The sequence below is a fragment of the Acinetobacter sp. 'aerobic (ED)' genome (assembly GCF_904886855.1).
Lineage (GTDB): Bacteria > Pseudomonadota > Gammaproteobacteria > Pseudomonadales > Moraxellaceae > Acinetobacter > Acinetobacter courvalinii.
This window is the reverse complement of the sequence record NZ_CAJHGI010000006.1, coordinates 31,640-54,580: the sequence shown is the minus strand read 5'-3', so window position 1 is coordinate 54,580 and position 22,941 is coordinate 31,640. Positions and strand designations below refer to the sequence as shown.

Annotated in this window: 20 protein-coding genes; 10 read left to right on the top strand and 10 right to left on the bottom strand. The window is 43.8% G+C overall.

What is annotated here, in order from left to right; genetic code table 11:
• Window positions 1–18: 18 nt before the first annotated feature.
• Together fdhD and JO943_RS13055 are read left to right on the top strand one after the other, a co-directional pair.
• On the top strand, window positions 19–807 hold the full coding sequence (fdhD, locus tag JO943_RS13060; RefSeq protein WP_005231058.1) for a formate dehydrogenase accessory sulfurtransferase FdhD: 789 nt from the start codon (window positions 19–21) through the stop codon (window positions 805–807).
• A gap of 53 nt (window positions 808–860) precedes the next feature.
• Window positions 861–1,802 (top strand): Dyp-type peroxidase, encoded by a 942-nt coding sequence (locus JO943_RS13055; protein ID WP_005231057.1) that lies wholly within the window; start codon window positions 861–863, stop codon window positions 1,800–1,802.
• Window positions 1,803–1,846: 44 nt separating this feature from the next.
• On the opposite strand, the gene JO943_RS13050 is transcribed toward JO943_RS13055, so the two are convergent.
• The 5 genes from JO943_RS13050 to JO943_RS13030 all read right to left on the bottom strand — a co-directional run bounded on the left by JO943_RS13050 (window position 1,847) and on the right by JO943_RS13030 (window position 6,799).
• Window positions 1,847–2,242, bottom strand: a complete 396-nt coding sequence (locus tag JO943_RS13050) for an acyl-CoA thioesterase (protein WP_005231056.1) — start codon at window positions 2,240–2,242, stop codon at window positions 1,847–1,849.
• A gap of 78 nt (window positions 2,243–2,320) precedes the next feature.
• On the bottom strand, window positions 2,321–3,826 hold the full coding sequence (locus JO943_RS13045; RefSeq protein WP_202740998.1) for a flavin-containing monooxygenase: 1,506 nt from the start codon (window positions 3,824–3,826) through the stop codon (window positions 2,321–2,323).
• Window positions 3,827–3,883: 57 nt separating this feature from the next.
• The gene (locus JO943_RS13040) at window positions 3,884–4,780 is read right to left on the bottom strand and encodes an alpha/beta fold hydrolase (RefSeq protein WP_202740997.1); all 897 of its coding nucleotides are present in this window, start codon (window positions 4,778–4,780) and stop codon (window positions 3,884–3,886) included.
• A gap of 7 nt (window positions 4,781–4,787) precedes the next feature.
• A complete protein-coding gene (locus JO943_RS13035; protein ID WP_202740996.1) occupies window positions 4,788–5,735 on the bottom strand; it encodes a metal-dependent hydrolase in 948 nt (315 codons plus the stop codon).
• A 23-nt stretch (window positions 5,736–5,758) separates the two neighbouring features.
• A complete protein-coding gene (locus JO943_RS13030; protein ID WP_202740995.1) occupies window positions 5,759–6,799 on the bottom strand; it encodes an NAD-dependent epimerase/dehydratase family protein in 1,041 nt (346 codons plus the stop codon).
• A gap of 165 nt (window positions 6,800–6,964) precedes the next feature.
• Between JO943_RS13030 and JO943_RS13025 the strand changes: the two genes are divergently transcribed.
• Window positions 6,965–7,987, top strand: coding sequence for an AraC family transcriptional regulator (locus JO943_RS13025; RefSeq protein ID WP_202740994.1), 1,023 nt, complete (start codon window positions 6,965–6,967; stop codon window positions 7,985–7,987).
• A gap of 85 nt (window positions 7,988–8,072) precedes the next feature.
• Here the strand turns inward: JO943_RS13025 and adeC are convergent, their stop codons facing one another.
• From adeC to JO943_RS13010, 3 genes are all read right to left on the bottom strand, one after another.
• Window positions 8,073–9,464, bottom strand: coding sequence for an AdeC/AdeK/OprM family multidrug efflux complex outer membrane factor (gene adeC, locus JO943_RS13020; RefSeq protein WP_202740993.1), 1,392 nt, complete (start codon window positions 9,462–9,464; stop codon window positions 8,073–8,075).
• A gap of 79 nt (window positions 9,465–9,543) precedes the next feature.
• The gene (locus JO943_RS13015; RefSeq protein ID WP_202741116.1) at window positions 9,544–12,654 is read right to left on the bottom strand and encodes an efflux RND transporter permease subunit; all 3,111 of its coding nucleotides are present in this window, start codon (window positions 12,652–12,654) and stop codon (window positions 9,544–9,546) included.
• A complete protein-coding gene (locus JO943_RS13010) occupies window positions 12,654–13,799 on the bottom strand; it encodes an efflux RND transporter periplasmic adaptor subunit (protein ID WP_202740992.1) in 1,146 nt (381 codons plus the stop codon). The genes JO943_RS13015 and JO943_RS13010 overlap by 1 nt, the downstream gene beginning before the upstream one ends.
• A 146-nt stretch (window positions 13,800–13,945) precedes the next feature.
• Here JO943_RS13010 and adeR point away from each other — a divergent pair, with 146 nt between their 5' ends.
• On the top strand, window positions 13,946–14,674 hold the full coding sequence (gene adeR / locus JO943_RS13005; RefSeq protein ID WP_202740991.1) for an efflux system response regulator transcription factor AdeR: 729 nt from the start codon (window positions 13,946–13,948) through the stop codon (window positions 14,672–14,674).
• Between the two features lie 26 nt (window positions 14,675–14,700).
• On the opposite strand, the gene JO943_RS13000 is transcribed toward adeR, so the two are convergent.
• The gene (locus JO943_RS13000; RefSeq protein WP_202740990.1) at window positions 14,701–14,973 is read right to left on the bottom strand and encodes a transporter suffix domain-containing protein; all 273 of its coding nucleotides are present in this window, start codon (window positions 14,971–14,973) and stop codon (window positions 14,701–14,703) included.
• Between the two features lie 150 nt (window positions 14,974–15,123).
• Between JO943_RS13000 and adeS the strand changes: the two genes are divergently transcribed.
• On the top strand, window positions 15,124–16,200 hold the full coding sequence (adeS, locus tag JO943_RS12995) for a two-component sensor histidine kinase AdeS (protein ID WP_202740989.1): 1,077 nt from the start codon (window positions 15,124–15,126) through the stop codon (window positions 16,198–16,200).
• On the opposite strand, the gene JO943_RS12990 is transcribed toward adeS, so the two are convergent.
• The gene (locus JO943_RS12990) at window positions 16,184–16,801 is read right to left on the bottom strand and encodes a TetR/AcrR family transcriptional regulator (protein WP_005231043.1); all 618 of its coding nucleotides are present in this window, start codon (window positions 16,799–16,801) and stop codon (window positions 16,184–16,186) included. The two genes, adeS and JO943_RS12990, sit on opposite strands and share 17 nt — an antisense overlap.
• Window positions 16,802–17,288: 487 nt before the next feature.
• Here JO943_RS12990 and JO943_RS12985 point away from each other — a divergent pair, with 487 nt between their 5' ends.
• The 5 genes from JO943_RS12985 to JO943_RS12965 all read left to right on the top strand — a co-directional run bounded on the left by JO943_RS12985 (window position 17,289) and on the right by JO943_RS12965 (window position 22,877).
• A complete protein-coding gene (locus tag JO943_RS12985) occupies window positions 17,289–18,248 on the top strand; it encodes a metal-dependent hydrolase (protein ID WP_005231041.1) in 960 nt (319 codons plus the stop codon).
• A 204-nt stretch (window positions 18,249–18,452) separates the two neighbouring features.
• Window positions 18,453–19,427: a metal-dependent hydrolase gene (locus tag JO943_RS12980; protein ID WP_202740988.1), complete on the top strand. Its 975-nt coding sequence runs from the start codon at window positions 18,453–18,455 to the stop codon at window positions 19,425–19,427.
• Window positions 19,428–19,466: 39 nt separating this feature from the next.
• Entirely contained in the window at window positions 19,467–20,291 is an 825-nt protein-coding gene (locus JO943_RS12975; protein WP_032867146.1) for an SDR family NAD(P)-dependent oxidoreductase, read from the top strand.
• Window positions 20,292–20,384: 93 nt separating this feature from the next.
• A complete protein-coding gene (locus JO943_RS12970; RefSeq protein WP_202740987.1) occupies window positions 20,385–21,905 on the top strand; it encodes a flavin-containing monooxygenase in 1,521 nt (506 codons plus the stop codon).
• 93 nt (window positions 21,906–21,998) lie between these two features.
• Window positions 21,999–22,877 carry a class I SAM-dependent methyltransferase gene (locus tag JO943_RS12965; protein ID WP_202740986.1) on the top strand — a complete coding sequence of 293 codons (879 nt, stop codon included), beginning with the start codon at window positions 21,999–22,001 and terminating at the stop codon, window positions 22,875–22,877.
• The last annotated feature ends 64 nt before the right edge of the window (window positions 22,878–22,941 follow it).

Here is a 22,941-nt window from a genome sequence, read left to right as displayed (position 1 = left end):
CTAAGTAAAGAGGTCAATTTGGATACCAAAACACGCGGCTATGAAACGGTGCCAGTGCATCGTTTTCATCAGGATCATTCTGAAAATGAAATGGATTATATTGTTCAGGAGTATCCTGTTGCACTGATTTATAATGGCATCTCGCATGCCGTGATGATGGCAACGCCGTCAGACCTTGAGGTATTTGCCAAGGGGTTTAGTCTCTCGGAAGGAATATTGCACAGTCTAAACGAGTTGTATTCGCTTGAAATTCGTCACAATGCATTAGGGGTTGAGGTCGATATGACGATTTCATCGCGTGCATTTATGGCACTCAAGCAACATCGCCGAATGATGGTGGGACGTACGGGCTGTGGTTTATGCGGGATTGAGAGCTTAAAGCAATTTTATGCCGATCTACCTTTAGTTAGCAGCAAGGTTTCGCCTTTGTGGCTCAAGCAAATTCCAAATGCCATTGCTCAACTGAAAGCCCGACAAAAAATTACTGAACTCACTGGTGGTGCGCATGCTGCGGCATGGGTGGTCCAAGGGCAAATCGTGGCACTCTTTGAAGATGTCGGGCGACACAATGCTCTGGATAAATTAATCGGTCATTTGGCTGAGCAAAAGCTGAATGTTGCCGAGGGCTTTGTGGTGATGACCAGTCGCGCCAGTTATGAGCTGATTCGTAAATGTGCACAATACGATATTGGACTACTAGCCACTATTTCTGCGCCGACCAGTATGGCGATAGAAATGGCCAAGCAATTAAATCTGACTTTGGCCAGTTTTTGTCGTGGTGAGAGCTTTGTGTTATATACAGAATAAATCTAAAAAAATGTGTAGGATATGAGCATTAAGTTTTTTTATTCCCCGATATTATGAATATACCTTTAAGACCTCAGCCTGTAATTAATAATCTTTCAGGTGAAAATGCTTTATTTATCGTACTTGGCATCAATACCAATCCAGATCATTCCGGTGTAATTGATTTCCTTGCGAATTTTTCCGCATTGGTGCGCAGTCTGACCAATCGTTTTCCGAATAGTAATTTCAGTGCTTCGGTGGGAATTGGCTCAAATGCCTGGGATTTGCTATTCCCTAATTTAAATAAACCGAAAGAGCTGGCACCCTTTCAAGAGATCAAAGGGCCAAGACATACCGCGGTAGCGACAACAGGCGATTTATTCTTTCATATCCGTGCCAACCAGATGGCGATTTGCTATGAACTTGCCTCAATTTTGCATGAGCAATTAAAACAAGATACCTATCCAATTAGTGAAACCAAAGGGTTTAGATATTTTGATGGTCGTGCCATTCTTGGTTTTGTCGATGGGACTGAAAATCCTGAACATGAAATTGCCAGAGAGATTGCCTATGTCGGGCAAGAAGATGCCGAGTTCATTGGTGGCAGTTATGTATTTATCCAAAAATACCTGCATAACATGGAGATGTGGAAAGGTCTAAGCACTGAAGAACAGGAAAAAGTTATTGGACGCAAGAAATATGATGATGTCGAGCTGGGTGATGATGTCAAACCGCAAAGTGCACATAATGTGGCGAGTAAGGCACATGATGCTGACGGCAATGAACTTAAAATCTTAAGAGCCAATATGCCATTTTCCAATCCAACTGAAGGGGAATATGGCACCTTCTTTATTGGCTATTCCCGTTCTTTTAATATCACCAAAACCATGCTTGAGAATATGTTCTTGGGTAAAGAAACCGGACATGTCGACCGCTTACTAGATTTCAGTACACCTGTTTCAGGCAGCTTATTTTTTGTGCCGACCTTTGATTTTCTCGAAGATTTAGGCGAATAAGTTGAATCCGCTGAAATAAATCAGCTTATTTCAGCGGGAAATTTTTATTGGCTGATCAGATATTGTTGTAACTGTTCACGGAATTGATCGGGAATACGCCCTGATTTTTGTGTGCTGAAATCAAAATACACCTGAACAGCCTTGCCACGGGCAACGCAATGATCATTTTGCCAAGCTTCATGGGCGACTACGAATGAAGAATTGCCGATATGCTCGATCCATGTTTTGATTTCGATGTCAGCACCGTAATAGATCTGGGCAACAAAATCGACTTCAACACGCGCCAGAATCAAAGGCAGATTTTTAATTTCCATATCCGGGTTAAACAGACGGAAAACGGGTTCACGTGCGGTTTCAAACCAGCCGGTGATCACGGTATTGTTAATATGCCCGAAAGCATCGGTTTCGTAGAATCTTGGGGTAATTGAAAGTGTAAACATAGTGAAGTAATTATTTTCTCATTTAAACTCATCTACTATAAAGGCTGACGCTTGCATACGTCAGCCCTGATAACAGACTTAGGCGACTACTTTAATCACTTTACTTTCGATACGGTAGTCCTTCAGATTCACATGGTGCAGTTTGTGTTTAATCACAAAACCAAATTCTGGCCAGATGATATGATTACGACCGGCGTCATCTAAATAATAGCTCTTACAGATATCAGCTCTGACGGGCATTTTCGCCAGACGTTTATCGATGCGGGCATTAAATTGTTTTTGCACGGCTTCTTTCACTTCAATGTAATCGATACGCCGTTGTTGCATGAGTTTAATGGCTTTGGAAATATAAATGGATTGTTGTTCTGCCGTCCACATCACTGAGCCGACTGTATTTTGTGAATTAGGACCGAGCATCATAAACATATTCGGAAAGCCGTGAATGGCCATTCCCATGTAAGCGCGTGGTTGACGTTGCCATGTATCACTCAGGCTGCGACCTTCAACCCCTTTAATTATTTTATAAATCGCAGGCTCAGCGACCGCATAACCTGTACCAAAAATAATCGCATCTACCTGAATTTCTTTACCATCTTCACCGACAACCCCATGTTCAGTGATATGTGACAGGCCTTGGAACAGCACAGATACATTGGGTTTCACCAACGCAGCATACCAGTTATTGGAAAACATCGGGCGTTTGCATCCCAGGGTATGTGTAGGTGTAAGTGCCTGACGCATTTCAGGATCTTTGATGCTGAGATTGATATTGAGTTTACCCAGAGCATGCAGCTTTTCCATGATCTTGATGTTCATAAATACAGGAAGTGAGGGCTCTAAACTCCACAAAGCACCTTCACGAATGATTTTTTCTAGCAATGGTGCTTTTTTGAAAACCGTTTTCACAATATTTGGTACAGCAAAATCAGGTTTAGGTAGTACCCAAGATGGGGTACGTTGAAAACTGTATAAATGCCCAACTTTTGGCTGAATTGCGGGTAAGAATTGAATTGCTGATGCACCGCTACCGATCACGGCAACACGTTTACCGGTTAAATCGTATTCGTGGTTCCATTTGCCGGAATGAAACATGGTCCCTTTGAATTGCTCTTGTCCTGGAAAGCTGGGCATTTTGGCTTCACCAATGAAGCCCGTTGCCGGAACAAAAAATTTCGCACTGTAGCTTTTACCATCCGCTGTGCTGATTATCCAGCGATTCAATCCTTTGTCCCATCGGGCTTCGGTCACTTCAGTGCCCAACTGAATCTGGGAAACAATATTAAACTGATGTGCCACATCTTCTAAATATTGGCGAATTTCAGCCTGAGGGGCATATGTGCGTGACCAATTAGGATTGGGTGCAAAGCCCAGCGAATACATTTCACTTGGAACATCACAAAACAGGCCTGGGTAATCATTCAGTGCCCATGTACCCCCAATACGGTTGGCCATATCCAGAATCACGACATTGTGAATGCCTTGCTCCTTTAACTTTATACAGGTACTCAGTCCAGAGGGTCCTGCACCAATAATCAATACATCAACCAGTTGGGTGGGTTTGGATGGTTTAACTGCTTTATTCATTGGAAAATCCTGGTATGAAATAGACATACACCTAAACAAAAAGGTTCAAATTAGTACTTAGACGGTGGTCTGTTGAAAATGCTCAAGCAGTAACTCAGCAACACGTCCTGGCTGTTCTGCTTGTAAGAAATGCCCACAATTGGGTAAATGAATACTGCGTAAGCCTTGAGGAAAATGTCTGGATTGAGCCAAAGCTCGATGTAATGGAATACTCATGCAGCCATCATCCAGTCCAGCCAAAGCCAATGTGGGAAGCTGGATTGGAAGGAGTAAATCTCGATTGGCTTTTAAGTTGACAGGGTGATGAACTGAAAATAAGTTACGGTAGTAGCGCGTGGCTGCCCATGCGATTTGCGGCTGGCTAAAAGCCTCACGCGTGGCTGCAAAATCTGCTTGTGTAAATTGCCATGTGGATGACCATTTTTTCCAGATTTTTGCAACAAATTCAGCTTGATTTTGCGATAGCAAGGTTTTGGCAAAATGCGATTGCATCAGCAACATATATGAAGATAAATAGAGTTGCTTTGGAAAATATTTTAAATTGATCAAAATATTCTTCATGGCAGGAATCGGAGGAACGGCCAGCAAGCTCACACTATACAGCGAGGCCGTATATTGACTGGTATAGCACATGGCGATGGCTGCTCCCCAGTCATGTCCCACCAGATGAAATTTTTGAACACCGAGCATTTCTAACCAAGCTTTTAAGTCAGCAGTTGCAGAGGCCAAGCCATAGTGAGCACTGCGGCTTACCGAATCGAGTGTATAACCCCGTAACCAAGGGACGAGAACCTGATAGCCTGCATCGACCAGAATCGGGTAAAGCTTGTCCCAGCAATGCGGTGTATCTGGAAAGCCATGTAGCAACACCACTAGAGGATGAGCAGGATGACCATACAGATTGGCCTGCAAGCTTAATCCGTCACGTTGCAGAATAAGTTGATCACTTTTCATAACGGCCTCAGCGATTCATTTTGGCTACAAGCGCTTGAGTATAGGTTTCGGCAACTTGCTGGGCAGCAGGGGAATTCGCGATATAAGCCAGCGCCTTTTTCACATCACCATCATGTTCTGGATGATAGTTAAATTTGCTCCAGCCTTTCAGTGCGGTCAGAATCATCACTAGATCGGGGAGGCTTTTTTTCTGCTTTGCGGTTTGCTGAAACTCCCAAATCAACGCCAATGGATTCTTGCGGGAAATTCGATTTGCTTCAGGGGTATTGTCCAACTTACACAGATACACAGATGCACCTAACCAGAACCCGACCATTGCAATAAAGGCGAAGCTCATACTGAGCTGACGACCTAAATAGCCTTTGAGATGATCACCAGCCAGTGCACGATAAGCATCATAACCAACAGTACGATGTTCAACTTCTTCGGCACCATGCCAACGTACAATATCCAGCATCGCAGGGTCGGCATGTTCCAGACCTTCAGCATCTAGCACCCAAGTGCCGAAGAAGCAAAAATAATGTTCCAAACCGGCAATGATGCCCATACGAAAGGCAAGCCACTGTTTCGAATAGCGTTTAAAAGGTCCATAAATTCCAAAGGGGGTATCGCCCATAAAACCATCTTTAAACATCCACTCTAAAAAATGTTTAAAAGGTGTCGGGTCGATACCATGGGTCTGGAAATAGATTTCAGCGCCCTTGTGTGCATTGGCATGGGCAGCTTCCTGAGCAATAAATCCGCGTATATCGGCTTTCAGATTTTTGTCGTTGACATAGGGCAAGGTTTTATTGGCAAGACGACAGAACCAGTGCTCAACAGCAGGCAATAACACATGCATGCTGTTGAGTACATGAGTGGCCAATACATCATTGGGAACCCAATGGCGAGGGGTTTGGGAAAAATCAAAATGTACTTTACGGGCAATAATCTGATGATCAATAAACTTATTCATCTTTCGACTCCTGTCTGTTTGGCTCAGATTGAAATCGCTTCAATTTTTTTAATTAAGCTGCGGGACTGGATATAACCATTGGCAGCAAACCATTGCAGTGAATCTCGGACAGCAATCTCGACAGGAGTTTGTGGTAAACCCAATTGCTGTACCGCTTTGGCGCAATTAAAAGAGGTGCCTAATTGCCCGATTTTTGCTGCTGATGGTGTGACCAGAGGTGCTTTGTGGGTAATATGCTGGGTCACCCATAACGCGGCATGTCCTGCTAGTTGGGAGGAAACACCTTCAATCAGGTTGGGAATGGTTATCACCGGTCGCCAAATGCCCAATAAATGATGAACAGTTTCCGCCATGGCAACACCATCCAGATCTCTATTTCCCAGAATATAGGTTTCACCTGCTATGCCTTTTTCTGCAGCCAGCACATGGCCTTTGGCAACATCTCTGACATCAATCATATTGTTGATCGCAGCTGGCACAGCGAGCGCTGGCATCTGGGCAATTGTTAACAGTAATTTTCCTGTTGGCGTTGGCGCGATATCTTGGGGACCAATTGGGCCTGTTGGACAAACGATCACCACATCTAGACCGCCTGCTGCAAACTGTAAGGCGATTTGGTGTGCTTCAAATTTGGTCAATACATAAGCATCACCTGTTGCACCTAAAGCAAAAGGGCTTTGTTCTGTGGCCTGAATGCCTTTGGGTTGGCCTGCAAAACATGCACCTGTACTGGTATAAACCACCCGTTTAATCCCGGCTTTTTTCGCGGCATTGAGCACAATACGCGTGCCTTCCACATTGACCTTGCGCATCAACTCTGGTTTTGGCAGCCATAAGGCGTAGATCGCAGCGGTATGAAAGACTAAATCACAGCCTTCAACAGCTTTATCCATTTTGATTGGGTCGGTAATATCGCCTGCAATCAGTTCAACATCCAGCCCCTCAAGATTGCTTAGTTTTTCCTGAGGCAGATGTAATACGCGAACTTCATAATTTTCATTGAGCAGTGTTCGTACAATATGCGAACCAATAAAACCAGCACCACCGGTAACCAGAGCTTTCATATTTCACCAACTTCCTTCAATTAGTATCCAGAATCGAGCTGGATAAAAATGCGACAATTTTGTTGTTGGTACTATGCCGAATCACCGATATGTGTCATAGTTCTTGAAATGACAGTTTTGACCATTTTACGACATTCTGTATAAAACATTGATGAGATAACGCTTGTGAATCCATCTTTACCTGGAACCTACGTCAGTCTGATGGCCGACGTAGTACAAAAATTAAATATTTCTGCAGAGCAATTACTGGAAGGAAGTGGCGTTGGCGTCGAGCAACTTTCAGAACCGTTTTGGTATTTAGATTTTGATATTTTCAATAATTTATTGAATCGAGCGGTTGAACTCACCCATGAACCTGCGTTGGGCGTTTATCTCGGATTACAAATGACCGTGTCATGCCATGGCTCAGTTGGTCTGGCCGCCATGGTTTCACAAAATCTTGGTGAAGCACTGAATGTCATGGAGCAGTTTATTGGTCTGCGTTGTCCTGCATTAAAACCGCGTCTTGAAGTTGAAAATGGACTGGCTTCACTTTATTTAGACCAGCCGATGACAAATTTTAAGATGGGGATTGTCGGCATGACCTTTCTGATGGTGGGCTTTGCGCAGATGTCGAATGCCATCACTGGAACTAAATTAAAGATTAAAGCTGAACTGAATTATGTTGAACCTGCATTTTTATCGCAAGTTCAAGAGTTATTGCCTTGTGAGATCAGTTTTCATCACGACCATAACCGACTGATTTTCCCTGAAAGTTACTTGGCACTGCCGCTGATTATGGCGGATCCTTTAGCTGCACGTTTGGCGCGAGAACAATGTAAACATGATTTGAACAAGTTAGTGGCTAAACGTGGTGAGAAACATCCACTCACGGCTTTGGTGCGTGAATTGCTTTTTGATGAGGTGGAAGGTTTTTTCAAAATGAAAGAGGTTGCAGATAAGCTGCATCTGACTGAACGAACATTACAGCGTCAATTGGCAAAAGAGGGAACCACTTTTCAGATGCTTATGGATCAAGTCCGAGAGCGGTATGCTAAAAAATTACTGAATCATCATGAATATAGTATTTCCTCTATTTCAGAAAAATTGGATTACTCCGATGTTACTCACTTTACCCGCGCATTTAAGCGTTGGACAAATCAGACCCCGAAGCAATATCGCAATTTACGAGAATCGATCTCTAGTTAACATCAGGCTGTTCATTTCAGTCAGAAAAAAGCGAGATACCTTAACTAAAGATCGAGTGCAAAAAAGTGGAAATCTATGCTGCTGGTTAAGACAATCCGCCGCCTAAGGCTTTATAGAGTTCGATCTGGTTATTCAACTTGGTTTGTTCAAGTATGAGCAAGCCTTGTTGGGCCGCGTAAGCAGAACGTTGCGCATCCAGCACGGTCAGATAACTGTCAATGCCTGCTCTAAAGCGAGCCGTGGATAATTTATAGGTGGTATCGGTTGCTAAAACCAAACGGCGTTGTGCACTCAAACGCTCATCAATATGGGCACGGGCAGCAAGGGCATCATTCACTTCACGAAAAGCGGATTGAATGGCTTTTTCATAGTCGGAAACAGCAATTTTTTGCTCAGTTTCAGAAATTTTAATATTGGCTTTACGCGTTCCCCAATCAAAAATTGGAAGATCAATACTTGGTCCAACTGACCAGGAGAAACCTCCTGATTTAAATAAATCTTTGAGATCTGTCGATGCATAGCCTGCTGAACCTGTCAGGCTAATGGTGGGGAACATACGTGCTTTTGCTGCGCTAATATTTGCTCCAGCAGCACGGAGTTGATATTCAGCAGCTTTTAGGTCTGGACGGTTATTCAGTAAATCACTGCTTAAGCCTGTTGCAAAGCTGCGTTCAGCACTAATCGCTTTTACGGCTTGATTCGGCAGGAGATTTTGAGGAAGCGTTTGACCAGCCAACAGATCCAGTAGGTTTTGTGCCTGTGCAACCTGCGTCTTATACGTCGCGACATCATTACGAGCTGTTTCAACCGATATCTGTGCCTGACGTAAAGGAACTTCACTATCAATGCCAACATCAAAACGTTTTTTGTTGAGGTTAAAGGAATCAAGCTGGGCTTTTAAGGTCTGCTCTGCAAGATTTAAATTGGCCTGGGCAAAGGCATAATTCAACCATGCCTGGCTGACTTGACTCACCAGACTAATCTGAGTCGCATCTCTGGCACTTTGGGTAGCAAAGTAATTATTTAAGGCCACATCTTTTAAGCTTTTGACTCGGCCCCAAAAATCCAGCTCATAAGCCGTCATCCCTAGACCGACTTGAAAGGTGGAATAAGGATTATTCGGATTCACAGCAGGGTTGACCTGTCGTAGCGCACTAGCAGTTGCTCCGATGGTCGGTAACTGGTCATTCTTGCTGATCTGATATTGTTGTTGTGCGCGTTGAATATTGAGTGTCGCAGTACGTAAATCACGATTATGATTTAAACTGATTTCAATCACTTGTAATAAACGTACATCAGAAAAAAATTGTTGATAACCATGATTGGCAATCGAAGTGCCAGCTGGAGCTTGGGAAAAGTTTTGTGGAATATCCGATTTGATCATCGGTTGGGGGGCCTGCAGATTAATACATGCGGTCAAGGCAATCGAAAGTGTAGACACTAGTAAGCCACGAGATAGGACAGTCGATTTAGACATGGTCTTCTCCAAATAAGATAAGAATAAATACAGAGGAGGAGTCAGAGGAAACCCGTTGATTCCCTCTGCTCGTTATCATTTAAGATGGATCTTTTGGTTTCGGAGAAAATAGCTTTTCAACTGCACCCAGAATGAAAATGAAGAACACGGGTACAAAGAAGATCGCCAGAATCGTCGCTGAAATCATGCCGCCAAATACACCTGTACCTAAGGCATGTTGGGTTTCTGAACTTGCCCCTGAAGCGATCACCAAGGGAATCACTCCACAGGTAAAGGCCAGTGATGTCATCAAAATCGGACGTAAACGCAGTTTGGCTGCGGCAACTGTGGCCTCAATTAAACTCATGCCTTCTTCTTTCAGCATCTTGGCAAATTCAACAATCAGAATCGCGTTCTTGGCAGATAAACCAATAATGGTAATCAGGCCAATTTTAAAGAACACATCGTTCATCAGTCCGCGGGACATGATCGCAATCACGGCACCAAAGATCCCCAAAGGCACCACCAGCATCACTGAAAGCGGAATCGCCCAACTTTCATAAAGTGCCGCAAGTACCAGAAACACCACCAGCATGGAGAGGGCCAGCAAGAAGGCCATCTGAGATTCAGATTGCTTTTCCTGTAAGGATATACCGGTCCATTCATAGCCAATGCCTTTCGGTAATTTGGCAATCAGGTTTTCCATTTCACGCATGGCATCGCCCGATGACGTATCAAAGTTCGGAATACCGGCAATACTCAACGATGGACGACCGTTATAGCGGTTATATTGCTGTGGTGCTTTATTCCATTGTGGTGTGACCACTTCGGAGAGAGACACCAACTGTCCGTTTGAGCCCATCACTTTCAGGTTTAAAATATCTTTTAATTGCATCCGTGATTTGGCTTCAACCTGTACAATCACTTGTTGCATACGTCCCTGATTAGGGAAGTCATTGATGTACATTGATCCCATTGACGTTGAAATGATGTCGGAAACATCGGAGAACTTCACTCCAAGAACATTCAATTTTGCACGGTCAATTTTTAAAGAAATATTGTCGCCCTGTGGTAAGCCCTCATTCCAGACCATATAGAACTTTTTATTTTTGGCCGCCATTTCCATGAGCTGGTCTTGTGCAGCCAGGAGTGCTGGCATGCCCAAATTGCCACGGTCTTGTAAGCGTAAGCTGAAACCGGCAAAAGTCCCCAGCTCATCAATGGCCGGTGGAAGCACCGCCATGGTTGCACCTTCTTTACTATGTGCCATGGTTTCATTGACCGCATTGGTCATTTCGCTGGCACTTGACGTCCGCTCTTTAAAATCTTTGAGTGTGGTAAACGCCATTCCCACGTTTTGGCCTGCACCACTAAAGCCCCAACCCATAATGGTGGTATTGCTTTCCACGTTCGGGTTGTCTTTCAAACTGTTTTCAAATTCGTTGACCACAGCTCGGGTTCTTTCAGCTGTGGCATCGGAAGGTAACTGGAAGGTGGTCAGAAACCAGCCCTGATCTTCTTCTGGCATAAAGGCAGTGGGCCAGTATTTCATGCCTGCAAAGGTGAGACCGGTAATCACCACAAATATCGCCATCATTGGAAGACTATGCTTGATCACTTTCAGCAGGATCAATTCATACTTCTTGGTGACTTTATCGAAGCTACGGTCAAACCAGGCAAAAAAACCTTTCTTTTGATGATGCCCATCAATCGGTTTCAGGATGGTGGCACAGAGCGCAGGGGTCAGGATCAATGCCAATAATGCCGAGAACAGAATCGACACGGACATGGTCAGGGTAAATTGTTGATAGATAATGCCGACCGAACCACTGGCAAAGGCCATGGGCAAGAATACTGCAGTCAAGACCAGGGTAATCCCGATAATCGGACTGGTGATTTCCTTCATGGCCTTGGAGGTTGCTTCTTTGGGTGGAAGCCCTTCAGTTGCCATGATCCGTTCGACGTTTTCCACTACCACAATTGCATCATCGACGATAATACCAATGGCCAACACCATACCAAACATGGTGAGGACATTGATTGAGAAGCCTGCCATGAGCATGACCGCAAAGGTACCCAGCAGGGCAATCGGGGCAACAATTGCCGGAATCAGGGTATAACGCACATTGTGCAAGAACAGATACATCACGATGAAAACCAGTACCATGGCTTCCAGTAAGGTATGAATCACTTTTTCGATTGAAATTTTAACAAAAGGCGCCGTGTCATAAGGAATACTGAACTGCATGCCTTCAGGCAGGTTGAGTTTTAACTCTTCAATCTTGGCTCTGACCCCTTCGGCTGTTTTCACTGCATTGGCACCCGGACTGAGCTGGATTGCAGCCGCTGTTGCGGGTTGACCATTTTCTAAAATTGCAAAGTTATAGGCCTGCGACCCCATCTCAACCTTGGCAACATCCGACAGTCTAATGACACTGCCGCTGGTTTTACTTTTAAGACTGATATTCTTAAATTGTTCAACATCACCGAGCTGGCCTTCAGCAGACAAGGGCACGGTAATCAATTGGCCTTTTAGCGCGGGGAGATCACCGAGTCGGCCAGGGGCAATCTCGACATTGTTCTCGCGAATCGCATTGTTGACATCACTGATGGATAGGCCATAAGACACCAGTTTGTTTGGATCAACCCAAATACGCATGGCTTTTTCAGCACCGAAGGATTGAACCTTACCCACGCCTTCAACGCGTTTCAGTTCTTCCACCACGTTACGGACCAGATAATCACTCAGGTCAACTTCTGAATATTGTCCTTTGGGTGTGTTGATGCCGACCAGCATCAGGAAGCCTGATGAAGAGGCTTCGACCTGTAAACCCTGTTGGCGAACCACTTGGGGAAGACGCGCTTCAACGGCCTTGATCTTGTTCTGAACATCCACCTGTGCCATTTCAACATCTGTACCGGGTTTAAAGGTCGCCGAAATCTCTGCGGTACCCGAGGTATCTGTGGTTGAGCTGTAATACAGCAGGTTCTTTACGCCGGATAATTCCCGCTCAATCAGGGTGACAACACTGTCATTGATGGTCTTGGGTGTCGCGCCCGGATAAGTGGCACTAATATTGACCTGAGGCGGCGCCACGCTTGGAAAGCGGGCAATCGGGAGTTTCGGAATACTCAGTAGTCCAAACAATATAATGAAAATCGCAATCACCCATGCAAATACAGGGCGGCGAATGAAGAATTGTGACATCATCATTGAGCTCCCTGTGCTGCTGGGGCTTTCCAGTTGCTAATCTCAAGTTTTTGATTCGGCTGGATACGGTCAATACCTTCTACAATCACTTTATCACCGGCTTTTAAACCTTTATTGGCGATATAAAACTGGTCATAGGGCTGTCCCAGTTCAATTGGGCGTATCTCTGCTGCACCTTTGTTATTGAGTACATAGACTTGCGGTTCACCATTGATATTGCGTTGTACCGCTTGTGCCGGGATTAATAATGCTTGCGGGATAGAAGCACGGTCAATATTGACACGGACATACATGCCTGGAAGGAGTTTCCGTTCAGGATTCTGAACTTCGATCCGGATGGTGACATCCCCGGTTTCAGGATCCACATTAATGTCTTCAAATAGCATTTTTGCCGTGACGTTATACGCTTGTCCGTGACTATTGGAGATACGTACAGTTTTTTCATTATTGGCAGACAACTCGCCACTTTGTAGCGCGGCCTGTAAACGTTCGTATTCACCAATCGACTGTTTAACATCAACATAGACTTTATCAATCTGCTGTACGGTTGCCATGGTATTGGCATCACCTTGGCTGACCAATGCACCTTCGGTCACAAAAGATTGACCAATACGTCCCGAAATCGGGGCACGCACTGTGGCATATTGCAGGTTCAGATTCTGACGGGTGAGGAGCGCTTTCATCTGGGCGACATCAGCCAAAGCCTGACGATATTCAGCTTGGGCATTACTGACCTCCTGCTTACTGATTGCGTTGCTTGGCAATAGTTGTTCATAACGTTCCAGCTGCACTTTTAAACGTGCGACCTCAGCTTCGGCCTTGTTCAGCGAGGCTTTGTTGCTGTTTACATCGGCCTGAAAGGTTTCGGCATTAATTTTATAGAGTGCTTGTCCTGCTTTGACTTCACTGCCTTGTCGGAACAAGACTTTTTCAATAATGCCGCCCACCTGAGGACGGATTTCTGCCGTCCGGAACGCCTGGACACGTGCTGGCAGGTTCTCGCTAAAGCTCACCGATTGCGGTTGGATATTTAAAATGCTGACTTTGGCAGGCGGTGTTTCAGCGGGTTTTGCCTGCTCGGAATCACAACCTTGCAGTACAAGTCCGATGGATAAAAATAATGGAAGTAAGAGCTGCTTTTGCATGCTGTCCAAACCTTGGGAGTTTTTGATGCTGCTATTATTTTCGCGCTGTGTGTAATGACCATCGGTGAAGTGTGGAAAAAGTGTGGAGATCCAGAGATAATTCGGCGTATCATTGAAAGAGATTGAAATTATCCGATGACTGATTCATGTTTGAAGCCTCATTTTCTTTTGATTGCCGTGATAAGCAGATTCTCGTCGTAGAAGATGAGTATGATATTGGCGATATTATTGAGCATTACTTAAAACGCGAAGGTATGCAGGTACTCCGTGCCATGAATGGCAAGCAAGCCATTGAAATCCATGCATCGCACCCGATTGACCTGATCTTGCTGGATATTAAATTACCTGAGCTCAATGGCTGGGAAGTGCTGAGCAAAATCCGCCAGAAAGCCCAAACGCCCGTCATTATGCTGACCGCATTGGATCAGGATATTGATAAAGTCATGGCCTTGCGCATTGGTGCAGATGATTTTGTGGTCAAACCGTTCAATCCGAATGAGGTGGTGGCACGTGTGCAAGCCGTGCTGAGAAGGGCTCAACAAAATCAACAGCCACAAAATAGAAATCTGCTTTATAAGAATATTGAGATTCACACGGATTTACACAGCGTCTATATCCGTCAGCAGGACAAAAAAATCATGCTCAATCTCACCTTGACCGAGTATAAGATCCTGCTGCTGATGATCGATCAGCCCTATAAAGTTTTTACCCGCGGGGAGCTGATGAATCATTGCTTGCCTGACAGCGATGCGCTGGAACGGACGGTGGACAGTCATGTCAGTAAATTAAGGAAGAAACTGGAAGAACAAGGTTTGCAAAATATGCTGATCAATGTGCGCGGAGTCGGCTACCGGTTGGACCACCCTGCGCAGTGAGCATATTTTGACTGTGTACGGTTTTTTTAATTCAAATCCTCAGATTTCCGCTTATGCGATTTAAACGATGAAAACAGTCGTTTAAATCCAGTCTTGATTCTGTCCCAATATTCTTTACCTAATAGCGCAATAACGATCAATAACAGGATTTCACCGCCAATTGCCATTGTGGTCATGACCAGTGCTTTGTGCGGAATATCCAGAAAAGGGACAATCGGAAAGGCAATCCAGTAAACTCCGACAATTGCCAAAAGGATAAAACCTATTTTTTTACGCAGATTCAGTTTTTGATTCAGCATGAGCACCACATTTACACAAGTTTCAATTTTGCTATTTTTCGGCAGGTATGAGGAGAAAGGATCATGAAAGTGTGGAAAAAGTGTGTAAAGCATGAAAAAAAACAGCGTATCATGACCCAGTAACAAAGCAGGTGAACTGGGAAAGTCGGCATGAGAAACAAATCGGGTATTAGCAAGCAGCTATTTATTGCCTTAAGTATTGTGAACTTAAGTGTGACGCTTTTTTCCGTGCTGATGGGTTATTTGATCTATAACTATGCCATAGATGTTGGCTGGATTACGTTAAGCTCCTTGCAGGAAGACTGGACCGAATTTCATTTTATCGACTGGATCTGGTTATCAACGGTGATTTTTTGTGGTGGGGTCATTTCCATCATTATCGGCATGCATCTGGCCCAGCGCTTTATTAAACCCATTAATTTTCTTGCCGAAGCGGCCAAGCAGATCAGTCAGGGAAATCTTTCTGCGCGAGCAGATGACCGTCACATCCATTCCACTGAAATTGCAGAACTGATGCATAATTTTAATAACATGGCGCAGAAGCTGGAAAGCTCAGTTGAAAATGCACTGATCTGGAATGCTGCCATCGCGCACGAGCTGCGAACACCGATCACCATTTTGCAGGGCCGTTTACAAGGTATTCTGGATGGGGTGTTTAAACCGGATGAAGCCTTGTTTAAAAGCCTGCTCAGTCAGGTGGAGGGCTTATCTCATCTGGTCGAAGACCTGCGAACCTTGAGTCTGGTTGAAAACCAGCAACTCAGGTTAAATTATGAAATGGTTGATTTTAAAGCACTGACTGAAAAAGTATTAAAACTGTTTGAGCAACGTTTACAACAGGCACAGATCGAACCCGTACTTGAGATTCCTGCTATTGAGGTGCATTGTGACCGTCGTCGTATCGAGCAGGTATTAATGGCCCTGATTGATAATGCAATCCGTTATGCCAATGCCGGAAAACTTAACATTTCTTTGACAAAAGATCTTCAAAACTGGATTTTGCAGGTGGCCGATGCAGGTCCGGGTATCGCAGCGCAATATCAGCAAGATTTATTCAATCCGTTCTTTAGACTGGAACAGTCCAGAAATAAAGAGTTTGGAGGAACAGGACTGGGTCTGGCGGTTGTGCACGCGATTGTAATTGCGCATGATGGTCGCATTGAATATAGCAATCCTGCTCATAATAGTGTGTTTACAATTCACTTGCCAGTTAAGACTCTGCCTTAGCCAGCTCTGCTTCAATATAGCTAATAATCATGGTACTTAAACCTTTGACCATCTCATCAAAGCTGATTTGAGGATTGGGCAAGATCAGGTGGCGTGCCACATTAAAGATACTGCTATTAATGCTGATATACGCTGTCACACTAAGATTGTTCACTTTTAAATAGCGCGGATGCCGAATCATGTATTTCATCAGCACTTCCATTAACGCCATCTCGATCTGGCCGATATATTTTTCGTATTTGAGCTCTGTCGCATAGCGCAGGCAAATCAGATAACGATCATCATCACGGGTGAGCAGATCCCGGAAAGTATAAAAAATCATCTCGAATAAAGGTTCCAGCTCTTGCTCGATAATGATAGGCGTCAGCTCTTTGACCATATCCAGAACCTCTTTGACAAAGGTTTTGGCCATGGCATCATAGATTTCTTCTTTATTCTTGAAATATTCATACAGTGAACCGACGCTGACACCTGCAATATCGGCAATGTGTCGTGTGGTGGTGCCGCTGGTACCGTTAGTCGCAACTGCAATAAAACCTGCTTCAATAATCGTATCGACAGTCACTTTGGAACGAGACTGACGGGGTTTACGTGTAGCCATAAAGTATTATTATTAAAATCCGAACATAACGTCAGATTAACATGGGCTGGAATAGCATGAAAGAGCCAGCCCCATAATCCGAACAAATAAAATTACGACTTTTTAATATTTATTGGTTAGGATGTAATGAATTAGTATTTTTAAAAAATTGGTATACATTTTTTAGAAAAAATTAATTTATATATTTTATTTAAGTTATTAATATTTGTATTAAAAATAAAAATATTATGAAAAATAATAATCTTGTCAGCACAAATTTTCTTTGATAATGCTGTGCGAATTTTCGATAAATAATGATTAAAAATACCCGAATTGAATCCGAACATAAGATCGGTTTACAGTTGTTTTGTACCAGGATCAGGTTTAAAAAAATCTCCCGAATATTTTTTCACACTTCCCGAGCAGTTGGGAACGTTGAAAAGAGATGAACCAGACGAAAAGAATGTAAAAGGGCAAATGACGCTCAAGTAACCAGATAGGTGTAGCCATGATTAGCAACACATTAAGGAAAGGTTTAAGCTTGTTTAAATCCAATCCCATCACTGAGCAAATTGATTTTGCGAGTAAAAAAACGATTCCAATTCGTCATTTGGCAATCGGATTTGAAGGGAAGGAAGTTGATTTATCCTTCTATATGAATAATCAGTTTGCCACAATTTTTTTCGCCACCCTGTCAGTCTTTTTAACTTATGGCGAAGATCTGGTGATTGAAACAGCACGCCATCATCGTGATCAGTTGAAAGATCCAATTTTAAAACAACGTGTTACCTCGTTGATTGGACAAGAGGCGATTCATTCAAAATTACATAATGAATTTAATGATGCAATTGTTGAGCTTGATTATCCGGTAAAACTGTACCGTTTTCTGGGCGAGCAATTCTTTGAATATATCTTCCTGAAATTTCCACAACCGCTAAAACTTTCGCTGATGGCCGGAATCGAGCATTTTACCGCAGTGTTAGCAGAATACATGATGGCGCATGAGCAGAATTTCTATTTCTCCGATGATGCCAAAACCCGTGCTTTGTGGATGTGGCATATGCTGGAAGAATCTGAGCATAAAGATGTCGCCTACGATGTGTATCAAACCTTGAATGGCAACTATGCATTGCGTATTTCAGGTTTCTTCCTCGCGTACTTTACCATTCTCGGTCTGATTCCATTTTCAGCTACGTTGGTGCCGGTGTTACGTAGGCCACAAGAAATGCTGACAGCAAAATTCTGGAAAGATGCACGCCGTGGCGTGAAGCTGATTTTTAGTCCTAAAGATGGTGTTTTTGGAAGTACGCAAGGCCGAATCTTCGATTATTTACGTACTGATTTCCATCCCAACGATCACGATGCATCTGCGTATTTCGAATATTACGAAAAGAAACTTCTTTCAGAGGGTGGTGCCTTATATCCGTTCTTTGTAAAAGAGTTTACGCCTAAAGTTCAGGCCGCTTAATGCGCAATAAAGCAGGCACAGCAGGTAAGTCATTGCCTGCTGAGTTGGCAAAAAAGCTCAGCGTGTGATGAGCAGTTTGGTTCTTGTTGCCTACATTGCCGTCATGCACTATGCAAACAAACCATCTTATCCAGTCGCTGTATGTAGAGATATACAAATTGGCTAAGCCTTTTAAGTTGTAATGCAGTTTTAGGGGATCGAGATATGGTCGCTCAAGTTCTTCGTCATGTTTTTTCAGATAAATTCAGTACCAAATATCAAGGGATTATTCAAAATCTGGCGAGTAAATCACCGATTCCGATTCGTCATTTTGATTTTAAGTTTAACCCTTCTGAACTTGATGAGCGGTTTTTCTTAAATAAAGAACTTGCAACATCTTACTTTCATGCCTTGTCTATTTTCTTGACCTTTGGTGAAGATGTGGTGATCGAAACAGCTCGTCATCACCGTGATTTTATTGAAGATCCTGTCTTGAAACAAAGACTGACCTCACTGATTGGGCAAGAGGCGATTCATTCAAAAATCCATAATCAATTTAATGATGAAGTGCTGAAAGAAAATGGCTATCCGGTCGAATTGCTACGTGCGATTGCTGGCAAGGTTTTTGATTATGGCATCTATAAACTACCACAGTCTTTACAGTTATCGTTGATGGCAGGCATTGAGCATTATACGGCTGTATTAGCTGAATTTATGATGCAGCATGAAGAGTATTTGCTTGGGTCACAAGATGAAAGACAACGGGCCATGTGGATGTGGCACATGCTGGAAGAGTCAGAGCATAAAGATATTGCCTATGATGTGTTCCTGGAATTGTCAGGTGATTACTGGCTTCGGATCACAGGTTTCCTGTTGGCTAGCTTGACGATTTTAGGCGGTGTTTCACTGGGTGGTTATCTGATGCCATTTATACGTAAACCGAGCAATTTGGTTAATCCACATTATATGAAAGATATTGTCGAGAGTACGGCATTGTTATTTGGTAGCGAACGTGGGGTATTCGGAAGTAGCTTTATGCATATTCTGGAATATCTGCGTCCAAGCTTTCATCCCAATGATCATGATACGACCGCGTATATGGAATACTACAAAGAGCGTCTCTTGAATCCTGAAACGGGTTTATTAAGTCCTTATTTCCTTAAAGAGTTTGTACCGCCTGTGCGTACAGCTTCTGCATAACCTGGTTCAAGTTCATACGAGATTGCTGGAAAAACAATGATGAAATTATTTGCAAAGAAAGCCAAGCCAAGCCAACAGGCATTTGCTGTGGTGACTGGCGCAGGAAGCGGAATTGGTCGTAGTTTTGCGCTCGAACTGGCGAAACGTGGCGGTACTGTGGTGTGTTCAGATATCAATTTAGATGCGGCCAAAGAAACGGTCGCGCTGATTGAAGCCTTAGGCGCGAAAGCGTTTGCGGTAAAATGTGATGTTGGTAATGCCAAGCAAGTAGAAAAGCTGGCAGAGCAGGCCGAGCAGTTGATGCAACATCCCACCACATTGGTGATCAATAATGCTGGCGTGGGTTTAGGCGGCAAATTTGATGAAACCTCACTGGAAGACTGGAAGTGGGTTTCTGATATTAACTTGTGGGGCGTAATTCATGGCTGCCATTATTTTGTGCCGAAGTTTAAACAGCTAGGACGTGGCGCGATTATCAATGTGGCATCTGCTGCCTCTTATACCGCAGCACCAGAAATGACAGCCTATAACGTGACTAAAGCGGGGGTGCGTGCCTTATCGGAAACGCTTTCTGCCGAGCTTCGTAAACATAACATCAAGGTAAATGTACTTTGTCCAACGCTAGTACCAACCAACATTATCAAGAATGGCAAAGTACCACATAAAGGCATTCTGGATTATGCATTGACCAATCTGGCGTTTACCACCAGTGACAAGGTTGCAAAGCTGACGCTGGACCGTCTGGATAAAAACGAGCTTTATACCATTCCACAAATCGATGCCAAGTTATTCTGGCTGATGAAACGTACTGCACCGAATTTATATGCAAAATTTTTAGGTACATCATACCGGTTTATGAAATAACCCTGATTAGGCAAAAGAACTGAATGAATGAAATGAAGAGAGAACCTGTGGGTAATCACTTATTTCAGCTACATGATACAAAGGACATTTTAAATGACAGCTCAAGCAAAAAAATTAAACTCAGCTGAAGGAAAGGCACTCCCACAACATATTTATGACACCTTTATTGTGGGTGCAGGTATTTCAGGGATTGCGACTGCCATTCGTCTGGATCAGGTGGGTTATAGTAACTACAAGATCATTGAAAAAGCGACACGTGTCGGTGGAACCTGGCGTGAGAATACCTATCCGGGTTGCGGCTGTGATGTGCCATCGGCTCTATATTCCTATTCATTTGCGCCCAGTGCCAAATGGAGTCATTTATTTGCTCGCCAACCTGAAATTTTGAACTATTTAGAAGAAGTCAGTGAAAACTTTGGCGTAAAGCCGAAAATCGAGTTTGGTACGGAACTAGTGAATGCTGCATGGGACAAGGAACGTAATTTATGGGTGATGGACACCAATAAAGGCCAGTACCTGTCTAAAACTGTGGTTTTTGCCACAGGCCCGATTACCGAAGCACAAATTCCAAAACTCGAAGGACTGGAAACCTTCAAAGGTGAAATGTTCCATTCCGCCAAATGGAACCATGATTATGATTTGACTGGTAAACGTATTGCAGTAATTGGCACGGGTGCCTCCGCGATTCAGTTTGTACCGCAGATTCAACCTTTGGCGAAAGAGCTGTATGTTTACCAGCGTACAGCACCGTGGGTGGTACCAAAACCTGATACTGACTTGGGTGATGTCAGCAAAGCACTGATTGAAAAGTTTCCTCTGATCCAAAAAACCTGGCGTCAAACAGTCGCCCAGTCTCTGAATGCGATTAACTTTGGTTTACGTAATCCAGCGGTGTTAAAACCGGTAGGCGAATTGGCCAAACTGATTTTACGTTTCCAGATTGAAGATCCTGAACTCCGTAAAAATGTGACGCCGAACTTTACCATTGGCTGTAAACGTTTATTGTTCGCCAACAACTATTATCCTGCTTTACAGCAACCGAATACCAAACTGATTCCACATGGCTTGGTGAAGGTCGAGGGCAATACTGTGGTTTCAGCAAATGGTGAACGTCATGAAGTGGATGTAATCATTTGGGGCACAGGCTTTGAAGTCTCACATCCACCGATTGGCAAACGTGTAACCAATGAAAAAGGCCAGATACTCAATGATCTCTGGAAAAGCAGTTCGCCAGAAGCTTATTTGGGTACTAGCATTGAAAATGTGCCGAATGCATTCTTGGTATTGGGGCCTAACGTACTGGTTTATGATTCATTTATTGGTCTGGCTGAAGCTCAGCTGGATTATATCGTTGATGGTCTGCTTAAAATCAGAGACCAAGGCATTGCCAAACTGAACATTAAACCGGAAGTGATTAAACAGCATAATGAACTGGTACAGAAACATCTTAAAACCACCGTGTTTAATGCCGGTGGATGCAAGAGCTACTATTTAGATGCCAATGGTCGTAACTTTGCTGCGTGGCCTTGGTCGTTGAAAAAGTTGAAGCAACGTTTAAAACATATGGATCTCAATGATTATCAAGTGACTTATCAGACTGAAAAAACCAACTGAGTTTAGGGCAGTCATAAAAAGAGCAGTAAATTTTATCTGAGGATGGAATTTGCTGCTTATTTTTTGCAAGATAGAAATAAAGAAGGGGAAATTATGAAAGAAGGACAATCAAGCCGAACGGCAGAAGCCGCTGCCGCATTGCGTGCCAATCATTTTAACAATGCCGCAGAACCAGTATTTGCTGATCCCTTTGCATTCGAACTGACTAGTCAAGGCTGGAAGACGTTGCTGAGTACGCCATTAACCGTCAAGCTGATGAATTCTTCGGTATTTAATCGCACCTTGGGTTTATTAACCGGGCAGGTGGTGGGACGCTCGCGCTATGCAGAAGATCAGCTCTACGCTGCCATTGAACGGGGTGTAGCGCAATATGTACTGGTGGGCGCAGGTCTGGATTCATTTACCTTGAGACAGGCGCAGCAATTCCCGCAGCTCAAGATTTATGAGGTGGATCATCCCGATACCCAGACGGCTAAACAAAAAAAACTACGCCAATGGGGAGAGCTTCCAGCGAATGTAGAATTTGTTGCAATCGATTTTGAAAAAGAATCTATTGCAGATGCTTTGGCGCGTAGTTCCTTTCAGCAGGATCAGGCCGCTTTTTTCTCGTGGTTGGGAACAACCCATTATCTGGAGCCAGAAACAACCTTAAAGACTTTAGCTAGCATTGCACAGATTGCTGCACAGGGAAGTGAAGTGGTTCTGGACTATTCGATTGATTATCGGGAGCTGGACGGGATAGAGCGTTTCGGAAGCTTATTTGTCTCCCAATTTACCCGATTTCTAAAAGAACCGTTAAAGGGACAATTTAGACCTAAGATGCTGCATCAGGCAGTTGAGCACATGGGGTATAAGGTCATTGAGGATTTATCAGGGGATGGTTTAAGTGAGCGTTATTTTCATGCTCGACCAGATCATATCCGGCATACTATTGCAACGCATATGCTGCATTTACGCTTAGCTCAGGCATGAGTATTCAGTGGCATGAATAAAAAAGCCCTTAAAGACCTAGAGGTATTTAAGGGCCGATACAGAT